Genomic DNA, 15,905 nt, shown 5'->3' with positions numbered 1-15,905 from the left:
CCATGTTATAGTTGTGTGCTTGTTCAAACTTTAAAATGACGACTTGTGAGCTAAATTATTATTCTATAACCAGTGCTGATAGATATAACTTAGCGTTCATATAGTTTTATGAATACGGCTCTCGTTCGTCGTAACTCGTCATACTATATAAGCATAGAATGATTTAAAATGAAACTATAGTTATCATTATAACTATAGCGATATGGTTTCTTATTGGGTTAGTTATCAAGACCTGAAATAACTATTCATCAATATTTTTCAATATCAAAAACCTGTCTTAAATATGCCAAATAGGTATCATTATGAATCATCGTTTTACCCGGACTATCTGACAACTTAGCGACAGGTTGACCATTGCACTCAACCAGCTTTAACACTATATTTAACTGAGTTAAGCCCATATCATTGGTTAAATTAGTACCAATACCAAAGCTGGTCTGAATACGGTCTTTAAAATAGCTATGCAGCTCCCACGCCTTTTCTATATCCAAACCATCACTAAACGTTAACGCCTTGGTCTTAGGATCAATTTTGAGCTTTTTATAATGTTCGATGGCTTTATCACCCCAACTATAAGGGTCGCCACTGTCATGACGCAGCCCATCAAATAGCTTAGCAAAATACAAATCAAAATCACGTAAAAAAGCATCCATTCCGACCACATCGGTAAGAGCAATTCCTAAATCACCGCGATACTCATGTACCCAAGCTTCTAAGGCTGCTTTTTGAGAATCACGCAAACGAACATCCAAAGCTTGAAACGCCTGTAAAAACTCATGCGCCATCGTACCAATTGGGGTCATCTTGTACTTTTTCGCCAAATACACATTTGAAGTGCCTCGCACAATGCTTGGCGCAGCTTTACGTAGGGTTTCTAATACATAACCATGCCACGCTTTACTAAATCGGCGCCGTGTCCCAAAGTCAGCAATAATAAAAGGGGGTGCACCACGCTCTTGTTTTAGTGACAAGTCTTGCAGTAAATCTACTTTTTGCTGTAATCGGCGCTCACCTTCTTCCAAAACTTCGGCAGTAGTCAATTGCTGATAGTACAACTCATTAACGATAGCTAAGACAAACACTTCAAAAAACATCGCTTGAATCATTGGACCTTCAATATCAATACTTAAACGGTTTTTTTGATCGACACTGACAGTAATATGACGACGTTTTAATTTAAAAAGCTCCATGTAATCAACAAAGTCAGAGCGTATAAACCGTAGACTACTTAAATAATCTAACTCATCGTGAGTAAAGCTTAGATCACATAGATAATCAATCTGCTCTTCTAAGGCGTCTTTGATATCTGGCAGAGGGTAAGCCGTATCTTTATAATTACGACAACGAAAGCGATACACACCATGCGTTTGAGGAAACTGATGCAACATGGCTTGCAGCATAGTGAACTTATATAAGTCATTGTCAAGTAATGAGGTAATGATGGGTTGGGTCATATTATTGCTCAATCATTAGTAGGCGATTAATTATTATCTACTCTAATATTATGACGGTTTCAGTATATTAAAGCTATTTTAAACTAGTATTGAGAGCAACTATTACATTTAGCAACCCTTACAATTAGCAACTAGCCACCCTGTCTATTTTTAGTAATATAAAAAGTTGAAGCAAATAAAAAAATTAACATGCTTTTAGGAGAACTAATATGACATCTTCAAATCAAAAACTTCGAATCGACATTGCTTCAGATGTCATGTGCCCGTGGTGCCTTATCGGTTATCTACAATTAAAAAAAGCACTTGAGCAGACTAACACTGATTATGATATCCATTGGCAGCCGTTTGAGCTTAATCCTGACATGGCAAATGAGGGGCAGAATGTGCGTGAGCATCTCATGGAAAAATACGGCATCACTCCTGAGCAGTCTGAGCAAAATCGTGAAAAAATTACTCAAAGTGCTAAAGACTTAGGCTTTTATATGAATTTTAATGATGAGATGCGGATGCATAACACGTTTAATGCGCACCAGTTATTACATTGGGCAGGAGCCGAACTTGACTGTGATAAGCTAGGTAACGATAAGCTAGGTAACGATAAGCTAGGTATCAAGCAACATGCGCTAAAAATGGCTTTATTTAAAGCCCATTTCACTGATAATAGCAATCTTTCAGATAGCAATGTATTGGTAGCTATTGCTGAATCTGTTGGACTAAATAGAGATGACGCCTTAAAAGTATTAGAAGATCAGCGCTATGCCAATGAGGTGCGTAAGCAAGAAGCCTACTTTACTCAGCAAGGAATCACGGGCGTGCCAGCCATTATCTTTAACGATCGTCATTTAGTGACCGGGGCTCAAGGCGTGGATAATTTTGTAGCGATTATAAACCAGTTACAGACAGATGATGCCTAAGAATTTATATCTTATTTAAATCTAGTTTAGTCCTTAAAAATACTAACTAGCGTTTAACTCAACTCAACTGAACCCAACTAGCGTGAGCCTATCCTAAGATGACTTGAGTCTGCTATACATTGAATAAAAGGGAATAAAATGCAGAAAATCATCGGTATATATAATGCAAATGGTTCGATATTAGGCGAATTAAAGTATGCTTTTGAAAAGGTATTTTTGAGCAAACACTGCGCGCTATGTGATATCACACATGGATTGTCTTTTAAAGCTAAGCCTGTTTGGCAAGAGCAGGTTAAGCGCTTCCCTATTCCTATAGAAACTTTGCATTTAGACGAGGTAAGCGATGACATTATGCATGTTGTCCAAGACAAAGTGCCTTGCGTGATTTATTTGAATGGAGATTCAATTGATATCGTAATGAGCGATGCTGAGTTACAAGCTTGCGATTGTGACCCTCAACTGTTTTTTGAGAGGTTGAGGGTGAATATTGGTAGGTTTTGATTGTAGTAAATATATTTTATTCCAAAGAATTTAATATAAATAATCTAGAGAGGGTCACCAAGCTTCTTTTTTAACTTTGCTTGAGTTTGAATAACAAAACTAGGTATATTTCTGTTTAATTGTTTCAAATATTGGACTTTACCATTTAAAGATAAATACTCGTCTCTTAATTTCGCATAAGGTTCTAAGTGTATATTATAGTTAATGCCTTCGCAGAATTCTCTCAAATCTTTAAAATAGCTATTTTTTATATCTAAGTCGTTATTTAACGCTACGCCAGTGACTATCGGTGTTTGATTTGAAGTATATCTTTTTGTTTTACTTTCTTTAACCACATAACCATACCGTTCTAGGATTTTCCTAAACAAGTTAAGATGACTATCATTTACAGAGTGTCCCGAGATAGTAATATCATCAGCATAGACGGTGAAATCTTGTTCAAACCTTTGACACAATGAGTTCATTTCGTTAAACATATCAAGGTTGACTAAATTACAAAGATAAACACTGATTTGACTACCAGTTGGGAGAGAGCCCTCGATACTACACAATTTTGATAATATATAAGCAATATCTAGCTCACATTTTAATTTATCTCTAAAAAAAACTCGTATCGCTTCACTACTTATACTTGGATAATAAGATTTGATGTCAAAAGTCATTAGTTGTTTACAACCTAAATGAACCTTCGCATTAGTCAAGTGAGAACGTCCCTTCTTTGAATAATGAATATATTCAGGTGTTTCAATTCGTGATAACAAATTAGCTATACGGTTATGAACACGATACATCAGACTTAAAGGCTCTTGGATTAAACGTCCTTTAGGACTTGTATAACAATTATAATAATTCTGATTTTTAGAAATATCACTTAATAATTTTAGTTCTTCTTTTGAGATTCCGAGAATATCACAGAGTTTTTTTCGACTAGTAACCCTATATAACCTACACTGATTTAAAGGATACACTTTCTTAGACTTTACTTTTAATTTCTTTCTGTTCACTTTTGTTACTCCATTCTAATATCTTGAGAATAAAGCTTGCTGATTTTATCCTAAAGCTTTTAGATATTTCGCCTTCCTTTTCAAGTTGTTCTGAGAAATATAAAAGTGATGAAATAGGTATATCAAAAACTTCTGAATAACCTTGTAAAAGCTCAAGGCTTGGGGTTTTTTTCCCATTCTCAATTTCAGATAGATAAGAATTAGAAATATTCAATTGTTGTGAAAGCTCATTTTGCTTCAAACTATGAAACAAACGTATTTTTTTCAACGCATCACTAAGCATGTTGGACTCCGTAACAAAGCTGTCAAGGACAACGCTTAAGGGCTGTCACTAAAGTAGTGCTTAATAGTATCAAACATCTTAAGCAAGACGTAAATGACTTTAAATACTTTCAATAGCAAAAAGGTGAACCTTTTTAACCATTTTTTACTACCCTTAAGCGGGTGCTGATTATTAGTTGATTTTTTCATAAATTTTTCTCCAATTCAGTATTAGTAGGATTACTAATACTCTCGTCGTCATTGGAAAAATAGACTAAATCAGCGGTCAATCCTTACAGGTGCATGCTTGCTTCGTCGCAAGCATGCACGCTACTGAACTATTAGTATACGTCGAATCGATGACGCATGAGCCCAGCAAAAGGTAGAGAAAATAAATTCTCCGCAGGTAAAAAATCTTACCTAATACATATGACGAGTTTTCGTCCGTATATCAACTAACACTAGCTATTATAGATACAATAAAAATTATGTCAATGATAAATATTCGCTATTAGCAAATTAAAATTAGCTAATAGCGAAAATATATATTATATCCATATGCTTACTGAAGTTAAGATATTTATTTATAAGAGGAGCGGTTTAGCCCCGATTGTAGTGGATATACTTGTTTGGCTACGGTGTCGCGGTGACTTGGCTAGAGGCGGTCGCTCGAATGTTGGAACGGCTCTAGCCTGTAGTCACCGCCACCGTGGGCAAGCAAGATAGTAACGAAAAGCGGGGATAGCTACAAATAATCAAACACTAAAATTAAAAAAAGGACTCAAATATGAGTCCTTTTTTTGTTCTAACGACGAGTTAATTGATCATAGCTTACTTCAACAGCAACTCATTCACACGCTTCAAATAACCCGCTGGATCTTCTAACTGACCACCATCAGCAAGTAGCGCTTGGTCAAAGATGACTTGGGCCAGCTTGTCAAAATCGCCGTCAAACTGCTCGCTACCTTCAAGCTTTTGAATCAATGGATGGTTAGGATTCACCTCAAGCGTTGGCTTGATGTCTGGGACTTCTTGACCCATCTGTTGCAGCATTTGTACCATTTGTGGCGTTAATTCACCATCACCAACCACGATGCACGCTGGGCTATCTACCAAACGAGTTGACACTTGTACGTCTTTTGCACGCTCGCCTAAAGCGGTTTTGAGCTTATCCACCACAGGCTTTAAGTTCTCTTCTGCTTTTTTAGCTTCTTCTTTTTCAGCTTCATCTTGTAGGTCGCCTAAATCAACTGCGCCTTTAGCGATGTTTTGGAGTGGCGTCCCGTCAAACTGGGTTAAGAAGTTCATCGCCCACTCGTCAACACGGCTGGTCATCAAGATAACTTCGATGCCTTTTTTCTTGAATAGCTCAAGCTGTGGGCTATTTTTGGCAGCGGCTAGGTTTTCAGCGGTTAGATAGTAGATGGCTTTTTGACCGTCTTTCATACGCTCTTTGTAGTCAGCAAAGCTGGTTTCTAGCGCATCGTTGTTGCTGGTCGCGTAGCGAAGGAGTTTGGCAATACGCTCTTGGTTACCCATATCTTCGCCAAGGCCTTCTTTGATGACATCACCAAACTCAGCGTAAAACTGCTTAAATTTATCTTGTTTTTCACTGTCTTCACTATTGGCTAAGCTGGCAAGCAGTGTTAATACACGGCGCGCGTTACCATCACGAATAGACTTCACATCGCGTGATTCTTGCAATAGCTCACGGCTCACGTTAAGCGGTAAGTCGGCTGAGTCAATCACACCTTTCACAAAGCGTAAGTACATTGGTAATAGTTGCTCAGCGTCATCCATGATAAACACACGTTTAACGTATAGCTTTAAGCCGTGTTGCTGCTCACGGGCGTATAAATCAAATGGGGCTTTTTTGGGAATATACAACAGCTGAGTATATTGCACACGACCTTCAACACGGTTATGCGTCCACGCTAATGGATCTTCAAAGTCATAGCTGACGTTTTTGTAAAACTCTTTATATTCTTCGTCTTCAATCTCAGAGCTTGAGCGTGTCCACAGGGCGCTGGCTTTGTTAATGGTTTCCCACTCATCGGTCAGTACCATTTCACCTTTGCTACCTTCAGATTGCGGACTAACTGGCGCACCATTCTCATCTACTTCACCTTCGACACTATCTGGTTCAACCTCTTCTTGCCAGACTTCTTTACGCATCTGAATCGGTAAGCTTATGTGGTCTGAATACTTATTTACCAGACGCTTAAGCTTATTACGGTCTAGGTAGTTGTCTTCACCTTCGCTAAACTCTTCTTTAAGATGAAGGGTGATAGACGTACCACGGCTGTCTTTAGTGATGGTTTCGGTGGTAAATTTGCCTGTACCATCAGATATCCAGCGTACGCCTTGATCTGAAGGCTCGCCCGCTTTGCGAGATTCGACCGTGATTTTGTCAGCGACAATAAAGCCTGAGTAGAAGCCGACGCCGAACTGACCAATAAGCTGACCATCTTGCTTTTGCGACTCGCTTAATTGCTCTAAAAATGCTTTGGTACCCGATTTGGCAATCGTACCTAAGTTTTCAGTCGCATCTGATTCATTCATACCAATACCGTTATCGATAAAGGTAATGGTTTTGGCATCTTCATCAATATCAATGCGTACTTTTAGCTCACCATCGTCTTCATATAGGCTGTCATCAGAGGTGGCTTCAAAACGCAATTTATCACAAGCGTCTGAGGCATTGGAGACCAGCTCACGCACAAAGATATCAGAGTTTGAATACAGGGAGTGAGTCACTAAGTGCAGTAGCTGAGCAACTTCAGCTTCAAAAATGTGCTGGGTGGCCTGGTTGGAATTGTTATTTTCGCTCATAGTATCCTCTTTGATTGTTGGTTTAGTTATTGATAATTTTTGGATGGATAGTTTTCGCATTAGCTGTATTATTAGCTTTCTATCTATTTAAGTTGCTTTATTAACTAATAGGGGCGAACTCTAAATTTTTCAACTAACCAGCTGCTAAATTTTAGCGATAAATTTTATTTATATTGAAATGAAAGAACCATTCAAATTTTGACTGGTTTATCTTTTATATATAGTGAATGCAATATAGAATAATGAGCAAAATTAGATAAGCAAATTAGGTCATCAGCTCTTTTAAGAATGATTGTAGATTAATATTTAATTTATCCACCGTATAACCACCTTCTACCAATACAATCAAAGGTTTGTTTAGCGCTTTTATCTTTTGAGCTAATATTTCAAAGCCTTTTGTACTCACTGCACATCGAGCTACTGGATCTTCTTCATACACATCAAATCCTAATATATGAATAACCACATCAGGGTTATATAAAGCGACTGCCTCTAGCGATTGATTTACATAACTAAGTAAGTCCGCTTAACTTGCATCATACGGCATTGGAAAGTTTAGGTTAAACCCATAGCCTTCACCCTCACCCTTTTTATGCCCATGGCCAGTCACCGCTGGATAAAAATTAATTGTTGATACGTGTACTGAGGTATATAGCACATCCTGACGGTCTAAAATATCTTTTGTACGCCCTGACCATAATTCATGTCCATATCAACGATGGCGATATTTGCATACTTTTGGCGCAAATATTGCGCAATTATGGCGCCATTATTTAAGTAACAAAATCCGCCTGCACTAATTTTACCCGCATGATGACCCGGTGGCCATGATAGACAAACTTGAATGACGTTATCTTTTGATTCATTTTCTTATGATTCACTTTTAAGTAGTGCATCTGCAGCAGTTGACGCCATTTAAGCTGACCAATAGATGTCATTCCATGACCCTTTACCTAAGGGTACACTGTTATCAGCTTGATATTTGACAGCCTTTGCCATAATCCCTATACCTGGATTATTGTTTGGCATAAATATACCCGTTTGGACTTGATCTCCCAAATCCTCAACGACAGCTTTCCACTGCGCGTAGCAATTCTTAAAAAAATCCACACACCCAAAATCATGTACTGCTAGGTTATCTCCATATCTTTGGCTTACGTCACTTCTATGCCTAATGCTTTGGGTGCTTTAAAGAGCACATCGAGTCGCTTTGGTATTTCAAGGGGATCACGCATTTGACCATCAGAGAAATAAGCCAGAGGTTGATGCGTATTATTGTGCTGATGACTGTAGATTTTAATAAAAACCGTCTTTGTTTTTGTAGGGTTCATTAATTAATACGTTGCAGGAGTATGAGCGCTTATAATACGTGTCACCTTCGAGGTAGGATTGATAAAGGTGTGCGGCTGGGTTGTATCAATAGCATAGCTGTCTCCTTCGTTGAGCATGTAAGACAGGTTATTAATTTGAATCAATATTTTCCCTTCAATCACTGTGCCTATCTCTTCACCTTCATGGGTGATCTTCTCTTCGGTTGAGCTATTTGGTTGATAGGTTTCTATTAAAAAACCTAGGTTCCGTGTGGGTGCAAAGGCATACACTTGCTTAAGCGATACACCGCTCTCAAGATCGTTTAATTCAACTAAGTCCTCAGGCGTTATCACGACTTTAGGTTGCATCCGCCCCCAGTCATCACTAAAGAAAGTTTGAAGATTAGAATCTAACACCTCTAATATCGCTGATAACGTATTGACGGCTGGGCTGACTTTGTTACGCTCTATTGAACTTATGGCAGTGTTTGTTAAGCCTGCTAACCGCGCTAACTTACGCTGTGAAAACCCTTTGGACAACCGCAGCTGATTGATTTTATCACCAATGGTTTCATCAACATGCGCACTCATCGTATCAGCTTCAGAATGTAAATTAGAAGATTTTTGAAGCGCATCAGTAGATACAGGCACAGCGTCGCTTTTAATGTTGCTTTCGATGTTGCTTTTAATCTCGGTAACAGTCTCATCAACCGTCTGAACTTCTTTATTTGCGGTTTGTTTTTCTGTTCGGTTCTGTGTTTTATCCACGCTGACGTTTGATGCGCTCTTTGCGGCATCGTTTGTCGTTTTATGAGACGCTTTTTTAGGGACTTTTTTAGGCTTCTTCTCTGACTTTTTTTGCATGCTTTATTAATCCTGAAAATAAAAACTTGGACATATCATCACTATCATAATGTGCTTCTGGATGCCACTGAACCCCTAATAAGTAAGGATGATTAGGCAAACTTATACCTTCGACCAAACCATCTGGTGCAATGGCCTCTACGAACAAATCAGGCGCGACCTTATTGATACATTGTTTATGTAAAGAGTTGACCCGCCAGCGTTCATCGAACACGGCTAAATGCCCGCCTGGGCTAATAATAACATCATGTACTGGCTGATATTGTATTTCAATGGGTTGACTGCTGTCTTCTAAATGCGGCTCATAAAATCCCTCCACCTCGCGCCAATCAGGATGCAGCGACCCGCCAAAATATACGTTCATCTCTTGGTGTCCACGGCATACCGCCAGTAACGGTAGCTTATTGTGTCTTGCGTAATCAAGTAGCTTAAAGGTTAGCTCATCCCTTGCAAGGTCTTGTTTGGGTTCGTCATGCTCAGCCCCATAGCGTGCGGGCGCAACGTTACTATAACTCCCTGTTAATAAGATACCATCAAGCAAACCTATAACAGCGTTAAAACTAGATTCTTCTGCCATAGCATGGGGTAATAAAACGGGCGCACCGCCATGATACTTAATGGCTTTGATATATTTATCATACACATTTTGTGAAGGTTTGTTGTCTACCATTTTATGACAGCAAACGATGCCAATAACGGGTCTTGAAGTACTCATACGAACATCCTTATTACATTAAAATAGCTTTATTTGAAAACGAGAAAATATAAATAGTAATGCAAAAACTTTAGAGAAAAGAGAAAGCTGCTTAAAAAAGATTAAAAACTTGATACTGAAAATATTAATAGTATTGAAGCAATTTATTGTAGACGTTTCTAAAAACTTATATCACAAATCAAAAATAGCACTCAAATTTAAATATGTAAATTATATATTTCAAATTGGCATGGTTTTAGCATATTGAATAATATATAACTCATTTTGCCTTCATAATTAATATTTATTGACAACTATATATTTCACACATATATTTAATTCAGGATCATTTAGAGAGCAGCACACTATTTTTCTTTATTTGCAATTGGAAATCCAAACCTGAAAGAAGTATCAAGGATGTAAGACAATGAAAACCTTTAATAAAAGTTCAAACTCTCAGTCAAATTCATCAGATTCCTCAACTGATTCTTCTATCATCAATAATCATGGTTCAATCAAAAACCATGATTCTGATACTGAAAATTTCAATAATCTAGATCAAGACACAAATAATGATATAGAAAATAATATCGAATATATTTATGTCGCAGCTTGCGATATGAATGGCATCATGCGTGGCAAACGTATTCCCTACTCTCAGTTATCTAAAGCATTGGACGGCAGCGTTAGATTGCCTCTCTCAATCCTAGGCGTCGATATATGGGGTGCAGACGTTATAGAATCTTCGCAAACCAATGGCGACATCGATGCAATTGCCGAACCTACTGGACGTGAGCCATTTACGCTAATTAATACCAGTAAGCCTTCAGCTTTATTACCAGTTTGGTTATATGAAGAAAACAATCAGCCTTATTACGGTGATCCCCGCCACGTTTTAGCGCATATTAGTCAAAAGTTTAAAGAGCTTGGTTTGACCCCTGTCATGGCCACTGAGCTTGAGTTTTATTTGGTTGATTACACTGAAGGCAAACCGCCACAGCCACCTATTCGTCCCAAAAATGGACTAAGACTTAATAAGACCTCCATTTTAAGTATTAATGACTTATTGCAGTTTGATGAGTTTTTAGACGAGGTGTATGACGAGTGCCGTAAACTAAATATTCCTGTGGATGCCGCACTGGCTGAAAACGGATGTGGCCAGTTTGAAATCAACTTACTCCATGTCAACGACCCACTAAAGGCGGCCGACGACGCGGTATTATTTAAACAATTGGTCAAGTCAGTGGCCGCCAGTCGCGGGCTGACCGCAACCTTTATGGCCAAGCCATATGGCACCCAATCAGGCAATGGCTTTCATGTGCATTGCAGCCTACTCGATAAAGATGGCAATAATGTTTTCGACAATGGCACCGAAGAGGGTTCTGACATGCTTAGACACGCAGTCGCTGGACTATTGTCTACCATGTCCGACTGTACCTTACTGTTTGCTCCGCATGTTAACTCTTATCGCCGTTTCTCGCCAGGTACTCTAGCTCCCAACAACATATCTTGGGGCTATGAAAACCGAACCGCGGCAGTTCGCATCCCTGGTGGCGACTTTAAAGCCCGCCGTATTGAGCATCGCGTTTCAGGTGCCGATGCAAACCCATACCTAGTCTGTAGCGCTGTGCTTGCCGGCATGCTACATGGTATTCAAAACAAGCTTGAAGCCCCTGAACCCGTTAATAATATTACTTACGATGAAGAAAGCCTGGACACCTTACCCATGGATTGGTTTTCAGCTATTCGCGAGTTCGAAAATAGCGATACGATAGAGTCGTTGTTCCCTAAGCAAATGATCGAGCTGTTGATAGACCTTAAAAAGCAAGAAGCAAAACGCTTTGCGCTACAGGTTACCAATCTTGAATATCTTACCTATTTACAGGATGTCTAATCATGTCAAATAACCCTCGTAATATTCCGCATTATTCAGACCAAGGACAATATCCCGATAGCTACTATGCGGCAAGTCGTAATGACAAACCAGAACGCCCTACGCTAAAACAAGACATCACTTGTGAAGTTTGTATTGTAGGCGGTGGTTATAGCGGACTGTCTACTGGACTGCACCTAACCGAGACTCAACATGATGTGGTACTTCTTGAAGGTGCACAAATTGGCTGGGGCGCGTCAGGACGTAACGGCGGTCAAATCGTCAACGGACTAAATGCTAGCCTGCAAAAGATTAAGAAGTCTTACGGCGATCAAACCGCAGACTTCGTTGGTCAACTGGTAACACGAGGCAATAAAGTCATTCGTCGATTTATAGACGATTACGACATTGATTGCGATCTTAAAGAAAAAAACATCTTTGCAGCGTTTAATGCCAGTCAAATGAAAGATCTGGTCGAAACGCATGAACTGTGGGAAAGCCATGGCATGCATGAGCGCGAAATCTTAGATAAAGCGGGCATTCAAGAATACGTCAATACAGATGCTTACATCGGCGGTATGATCGACCATTCTGGGGGACACTTACATCCTCTAAATTTGGCATTGGGTGAAGCGGCCGCGATTGAAAAAAATGGCGGTACTATCTATGAAAATACACTGGTAGTAGATATTGAATACGATGACGCAGGCGCTAAAGTCATTACTGAATTTGGCAGTGTTACCTGTCAAAAAATCGTATTATGCGGTAATGCATACTTAAACAAGGTCATACCAAAGCTTACTGACCGTATTATGCCTGTCTCTACTCAAATTATTGCCACCGAACCTCTAGGCGACTTGGCTGATGAGCTTATTCCAAGCGATGTTTGTGTGGAAGATGTGCGTTATATCTTAGATTATTATCGTCTATCTGCTGACAAGCGCATACTTTTTGGCGGTGGTAGTGTGTACGGCGGGCAAGATCCGGCGGATATCGAATCCAAAATACGCCCTAATATGTACAAAATATTCCCACAATTACGCGATGCAAAAATTGATTATGCATGGAGCGGAAATTTTGCTCTATCTTTTTCTCGTGTACCGCAGCTCGGTAAGCTACACGACAGAGTGTTATTTGCGCATGGCTATAGCGGACACGGCGTAACAGGGTCACACCTATTCGGTCAAATCCTAGCCAATGCCATTAATGGGGATACTAAAGAGTTTGATGTCTTTGCCAATGTGCCATGGATACCTTTTCCTGGCGGACGTGCATTACGTGTGCCGTACTCAGTCATGGGCTCATGGTGGTATGCCTTAAAAGATAAAACAGGTTTATAAGTTTTTAGTGTAGTTGTCAATATATGTGTCGTTGTCAGTATATGTATAGGTACAAAATAAGTATAGGTACAAATCTAGATGTAAGTGTAGATATAAATAGGAGCTGCGAACGGAGTTCGTCATTAAAATTTGGGCTGAGTAGATCTTAAAGTGTTTAAATTCAGTCCAGTTTGTCTTTGAAGTCAAGGGATGACTTCAAAAGCTTCACTAGATTTACCATGATCTTCAACATTCACAATTCAACGTTGTCATCAAGTGGTTAATTTTAACATTATATAAGGAATGTAATAATGAACATGAAGCTAAACGATGCCGTTAGTGGGCATTATGATAACAAGCGTCTATTTTTGACGCTACTCGTAGGTATTGCAATATATTTAGCCTTTGCTTCCCTATCATATTTTCATCAAGACAGTGACTCTTGGGGGTTATACTCACTACTCCCGACCTTATTGGTATTAGTGACTGCTATTATCTCTCGTCGTCCGTTCGAATCAATGATTGCAGGATGTGTGGCTGGGTTGGTTATGCTAAACCCTTTTGATTTGATTGATCCGTTTGCCAACAATATCTCAGCCGTGCTTGGTAATGAAACTATTGTATGGATCGTTTTGGTCTGTGGTCTGATGGGTGGTCTTATTCAGCTCTTAGAAACAAGTGGATCCCTTAATGGATTTAGCGGTTGGTTAAAAGACATCATCAAATCTCGTCGTCAATCTTTGGTAGCCACTGCCCTATTGGGTGTGATTGTATTTATTGATGACTATTTAAACTGTTTAGCAGTATCTACGTCTGTTAAAAAACTAACCGATCATTATAAAGTCTCTCGCGAAAAACTTGCTTATATCGTTGACTCGACTGCTGCACCTATGTGTGTCATCGTGCCAATATCTACATGGGCGGTGTACTTTGCAGGCCTGCTTGAAGAAAATGGTGTTGCCGGCGAAGGCGGCGGCATGAGCTTATACATTACCGCCATACCTTTTATGGCCTATGCTTGGCTGGCTTTAATAATTGTGTTCTTAGTTGCATTCGGAATTATTGGCAACTGGGGGCCAATGAAAAAAGCAGAAGAAAGAGCTCAAGCGGGTCAACCTATTCCGCCAGACTTTGTTGATAATGATTTGGTATCTAACGTCAAAGCCAAACGCAAACTTTCATTCAAAGCAAACATACTAAACTTTGCTATCCCTATGATTCTACTTATCGGTTCTACCGTTTATTTTGAAGTAGATTTATTAAAAGGGGCATTACTGACTTGTTTTGTGACCGTTATTCTTTATTGGGTACAAGGTATATTAAGCTTTGAGACTCAAATTGAGTCTCTATTTAATGGCTTTAAAGTCATGCTATATCCATTATCGACGGTCATTGGCGGCTTTTTCTTAAAAGCAATTAATGATGAATTGGGTATGACGCCCTATGTGATTGAAGCCATTACGCCTTACATGACACTCACGACATTCCCTGCGGTTATATTTGTGGTTATGGCATTCTTAACGTTCGCCACCTCGTCAAGTTGGGGTCTATATGTACTAGCTATGCCGATAGTATTCCCTGTCGCTGGTGCTTTAGGGGTGAGTACGCCGCTTGTGATTGGCGCTTTATTATCTGCCTCGTCATTTGGTAGTCATGCTTGTTTCTTTAGTGACTCATCACTACTGGCCGCACAAGGCGCAGGGTGTACTCCAATGCAGCATGCCTTCACTCAGTTCCCTTATGCTTTATTAGGTGCCGTCTTAGCCATCGCAAGCTTTATCGGGCTAGGTATTATGATGGCTTAATACAACTGATGGTTTGAGGATATATATCTGTATATCCAGTTATATATCCATTTAAATATCCATTTATACATTCAGCATCCAGTCATATTAAGGGGTTATTGGACAACATACTTTTAAATCAAGTTTGTTACCAATAACCCCTTAATATATTTAAAGGAAACATTTATATGCGCAAAGTAACCTATAACATCAACCGCAACATAACTATCGCAACAACCCAAATGTCATGTCACTGGGATATCCAAAAAAATATAGACACTGCCACAAGATTGGTTCGCGACGCTGCTGATAAAGGCGCCAATATTATTTTATTACAAGAGCTGTTTGAAACCCCTTATTTTTGTCAATCGCATCACTTTGATTATTTTGAATTGGCGACCACAATTGATGACAATGCAGCAATACAACATTTCCAAACGCTAGCAAAGTCTTTGAATGTCGTTATACCTGTTAGCTTTTTTGAACGCGCTGGCAATAATTTTTTTAATAGTGTCGCTGTCATTGATGCTGATGGAGAGATTCTAGGAACTTACCGCAAAACTCATATTCCAGATGGTGTTCCTTATGCTGAAAAATTTTACTTTACCCCAGGTGATACAGGATTTGAAGTCTGGGATACTAAATTTGCAAAACTTGGTATAGGGATATGCTGGGATCAGTGGTTTCCAGAATGTGCTCGAAGTATGGCATTGATGGGTGCTGAAATACTGCTTTATCCGACAGCCATAGGCTCAGAACCTCTACTAAATATTGATAGTAAAGCGCATTGGCAACGCTGCATGCAAGGGCACTCAGCAGTCAATCTAATGCCGGTTGTGGCATCCAATCGTATCGGAACTGAAAAACTAGATAAAGCGTCAACTGACAGCCTTACCTTTTATGGTAGCTCATTTATAACCGATGGCAAAGGTGAAATCGTGGCAGAGGCTTCACGCGATGCAGAAGAAGTCATTACAGCAACCTTTGATCTTGATGAGCTTGCAAAAGATCGTATCCATTGGGGCGTCTTTAGAGACAGAAGACCCGAAACATATGGCATTTTGACAACACATGGTCAATAACCTCAACACTTTT

At 39.4% G+C, this 15,905-nt stretch carries 14 protein-coding genes and 1 pseudogene; 6 read left to right on the top strand and 9 right to left on the bottom strand.

Features of this window, described 5'->3' with window-relative positions; all coding sequences use genetic code 11:
* Positions 1-248: 248 nt before the first annotated feature.
* Positions 249-1,454: a nicotinate phosphoribosyltransferase gene (gene pncB / locus AC21OH_RS01370; RefSeq protein ID WP_487370464.1), complete on the bottom strand. Its 1,206-nt coding sequence runs from the start codon at positions 1,452-1,454 to the stop codon at positions 249-251.
* Positions 1,455-1,663: 209 nt separating this feature from the next.
* Here pncB and AC21OH_RS01365 point away from each other — a divergent pair, with 209 nt between their 5' ends.
* Positions 1,664-2,368 (top strand): DsbA family oxidoreductase, encoded by a 705-nt coding sequence (locus tag AC21OH_RS01365; protein WP_487370465.1) that lies wholly within the window; start codon positions 1,664-1,666, stop codon positions 2,366-2,368.
* A gap of 138 nt (positions 2,369-2,506) precedes the next feature.
* The gene (locus AC21OH_RS01360; protein WP_487370466.1) at positions 2,507-2,869 is read left to right on the top strand and encodes a hypothetical protein; all 363 of its coding nucleotides are present in this window, start codon (positions 2,507-2,509) and stop codon (positions 2,867-2,869) included.
* 44 nt (positions 2,870-2,913) lie between these two features.
* Here the strand turns inward: AC21OH_RS01360 and AC21OH_RS01355 are convergent, their stop codons facing one another.
* From AC21OH_RS01355 to AC21OH_RS01320, 8 genes and pseudogenes are all read right to left on the bottom strand, one after another.
* Positions 2,914-3,873: a reverse transcriptase family protein gene (locus AC21OH_RS01355; protein WP_487370467.1), complete on the bottom strand. Its 960-nt coding sequence runs from the start codon at positions 3,871-3,873 to the stop codon at positions 2,914-2,916.
* The gene (locus AC21OH_RS01350) at positions 3,842-4,156 is read right to left on the bottom strand and encodes a helix-turn-helix domain-containing protein (RefSeq protein ID WP_487370468.1); all 315 of its coding nucleotides are present in this window, start codon (positions 4,154-4,156) and stop codon (positions 3,842-3,844) included. The genes AC21OH_RS01355 and AC21OH_RS01350 overlap by 32 nt, the downstream gene beginning before the upstream one ends.
* Before the next feature lie 809 nt (positions 4,157-4,965).
* Entirely contained in the window at positions 4,966-6,966 is a 2,001-nt protein-coding gene (gene htpG / locus AC21OH_RS01345; protein WP_487370469.1) for a molecular chaperone HtpG, read from the bottom strand.
* Between the two features lie 265 nt (positions 6,967-7,231).
* Positions 7,232-7,767, bottom strand: a pseudogene (locus AC21OH_RS01340) (arginase family protein).
* 114 nt (positions 7,768-7,881) lie between these two features.
* Entirely contained in the window at positions 7,882-8,076 is a 195-nt protein-coding gene (locus tag AC21OH_RS01335) for a hypothetical protein (protein ID WP_487370470.1), read from the bottom strand.
* Between the two features lie 44 nt (positions 8,077-8,120).
* Entirely contained in the window at positions 8,121-8,297 is a 177-nt protein-coding gene (locus AC21OH_RS01330; RefSeq protein ID WP_487370471.1) for a hypothetical protein, read from the bottom strand.
* 3 nt (positions 8,298-8,300) lie between these two features.
* Positions 8,301-9,140, bottom strand: coding sequence for a cupin domain-containing protein (locus AC21OH_RS01325; RefSeq protein ID WP_487370472.1), 840 nt, complete (start codon positions 9,138-9,140; stop codon positions 8,301-8,303).
* On the bottom strand, positions 9,112-9,855 hold the full coding sequence (locus tag AC21OH_RS01320) for a gamma-glutamyl-gamma-aminobutyrate hydrolase family protein (protein ID WP_487370473.1): 744 nt from the start codon (positions 9,853-9,855) through the stop codon (positions 9,112-9,114). Before AC21OH_RS01320 ends, AC21OH_RS01325 begins: the two co-directional genes overlap by 29 nt.
* 406 nt (positions 9,856-10,261) lie before the next feature.
* Between AC21OH_RS01320 and AC21OH_RS01315 the strand changes: the two genes are divergently transcribed.
* From AC21OH_RS01315 to aguB, 4 genes are all read left to right on the top strand, one after another.
* A complete protein-coding gene (locus AC21OH_RS01315) occupies positions 10,262-11,728 on the top strand; it encodes a glutamine synthetase family protein (RefSeq protein WP_487370474.1) in 1,467 nt (488 codons plus the stop codon).
* Between the two features lie 2 nt (positions 11,729-11,730).
* The gene (locus AC21OH_RS01310; RefSeq protein ID WP_487370475.1) at positions 11,731-13,047 is read left to right on the top strand and encodes an NAD(P)/FAD-dependent oxidoreductase; all 1,317 of its coding nucleotides are present in this window, start codon (positions 11,731-11,733) and stop codon (positions 13,045-13,047) included.
* A 290-nt stretch (positions 13,048-13,337) separates the two neighbouring features.
* Positions 13,338-14,831, top strand: coding sequence for a Na+/H+ antiporter NhaC family protein (locus AC21OH_RS01305; RefSeq protein ID WP_487370476.1), 1,494 nt, complete (start codon positions 13,338-13,340; stop codon positions 14,829-14,831).
* A 167-nt stretch (positions 14,832-14,998) separates the two neighbouring features.
* The gene (aguB, locus tag AC21OH_RS01300) at positions 14,999-15,892 is read left to right on the top strand and encodes an N-carbamoylputrescine amidase (RefSeq protein WP_487370477.1); all 894 of its coding nucleotides are present in this window, start codon (positions 14,999-15,001) and stop codon (positions 15,890-15,892) included.
* Positions 15,893-15,905 lie beyond the last annotated feature (13 nt).

The sequence above is a fragment of the Psychrobacter sp. CX10 genome (assembly GCF_057621575.2).
Note: the sequence above shows the minus strand (reverse complement) of the source record. Positions and strands in the feature narration are given on the sequence as shown.

Bases quoted from the DNA above. Each gene is read 5' to 3' on its own strand.
- pncB (WP_487370464.1), bottom strand. From the start codon at position 1,454: ATGACCCAACCCATCATTACCTCATTACTTGACAATGACTTATATAAG.
- AC21OH_RS01365 (WP_487370465.1), top strand. From the start codon at position 1,664: ATGACATCTTCAAATCAAAAACTTCGAATCGACATTGCTTCAGATGTC.
- AC21OH_RS01360 (WP_487370466.1), top strand. From the start codon at position 2,507: ATGCAGAAAATCATCGGTATATATAATGCAAATGGTTCGATATTAGGC.
- AC21OH_RS01350 (WP_487370468.1), bottom strand. From the start codon at position 4,156: ATGCTTAGTGATGCGTTGAAAAAAATACGTTTGTTTCATAGTTTGAAG.
- htpG (WP_487370469.1), bottom strand. From the start codon at position 6,966: ATGAGCGAAAATAACAATTCCAACCAGGCCACCCAGCACATTTTTGAA.
- AC21OH_RS01330 (WP_487370471.1), bottom strand. From the start codon at position 8,297: ATGAACCCTACAAAAACAAAGACGGTTTTTATTAAAATCTACAGTCAT.
- AC21OH_RS01325 (WP_487370472.1), bottom strand. From the start codon at position 9,140: ATGCAAAAAAAGTCAGAGAAGAAGCCTAAAAAAGTCCCTAAAAAAGCG.
- AC21OH_RS01320 (WP_487370473.1), bottom strand. From the start codon at position 9,855: ATGAGTACTTCAAGACCCGTTATTGGCATCGTTTGCTGTCATAAAATG.
- AC21OH_RS01315 (WP_487370474.1), top strand. From the start codon at position 10,262: ATGAAAACCTTTAATAAAAGTTCAAACTCTCAGTCAAATTCATCAGAT.
- AC21OH_RS01310 (WP_487370475.1), top strand. From the start codon at position 11,731: ATGTCAAATAACCCTCGTAATATTCCGCATTATTCAGACCAAGGACAA.
- AC21OH_RS01305 (WP_487370476.1), top strand. From the start codon at position 13,338: ATGAACATGAAGCTAAACGATGCCGTTAGTGGGCATTATGATAACAAG.
- aguB (WP_487370477.1), top strand. From the start codon at position 14,999: ATGCGCAAAGTAACCTATAACATCAACCGCAACATAACTATCGCAACA.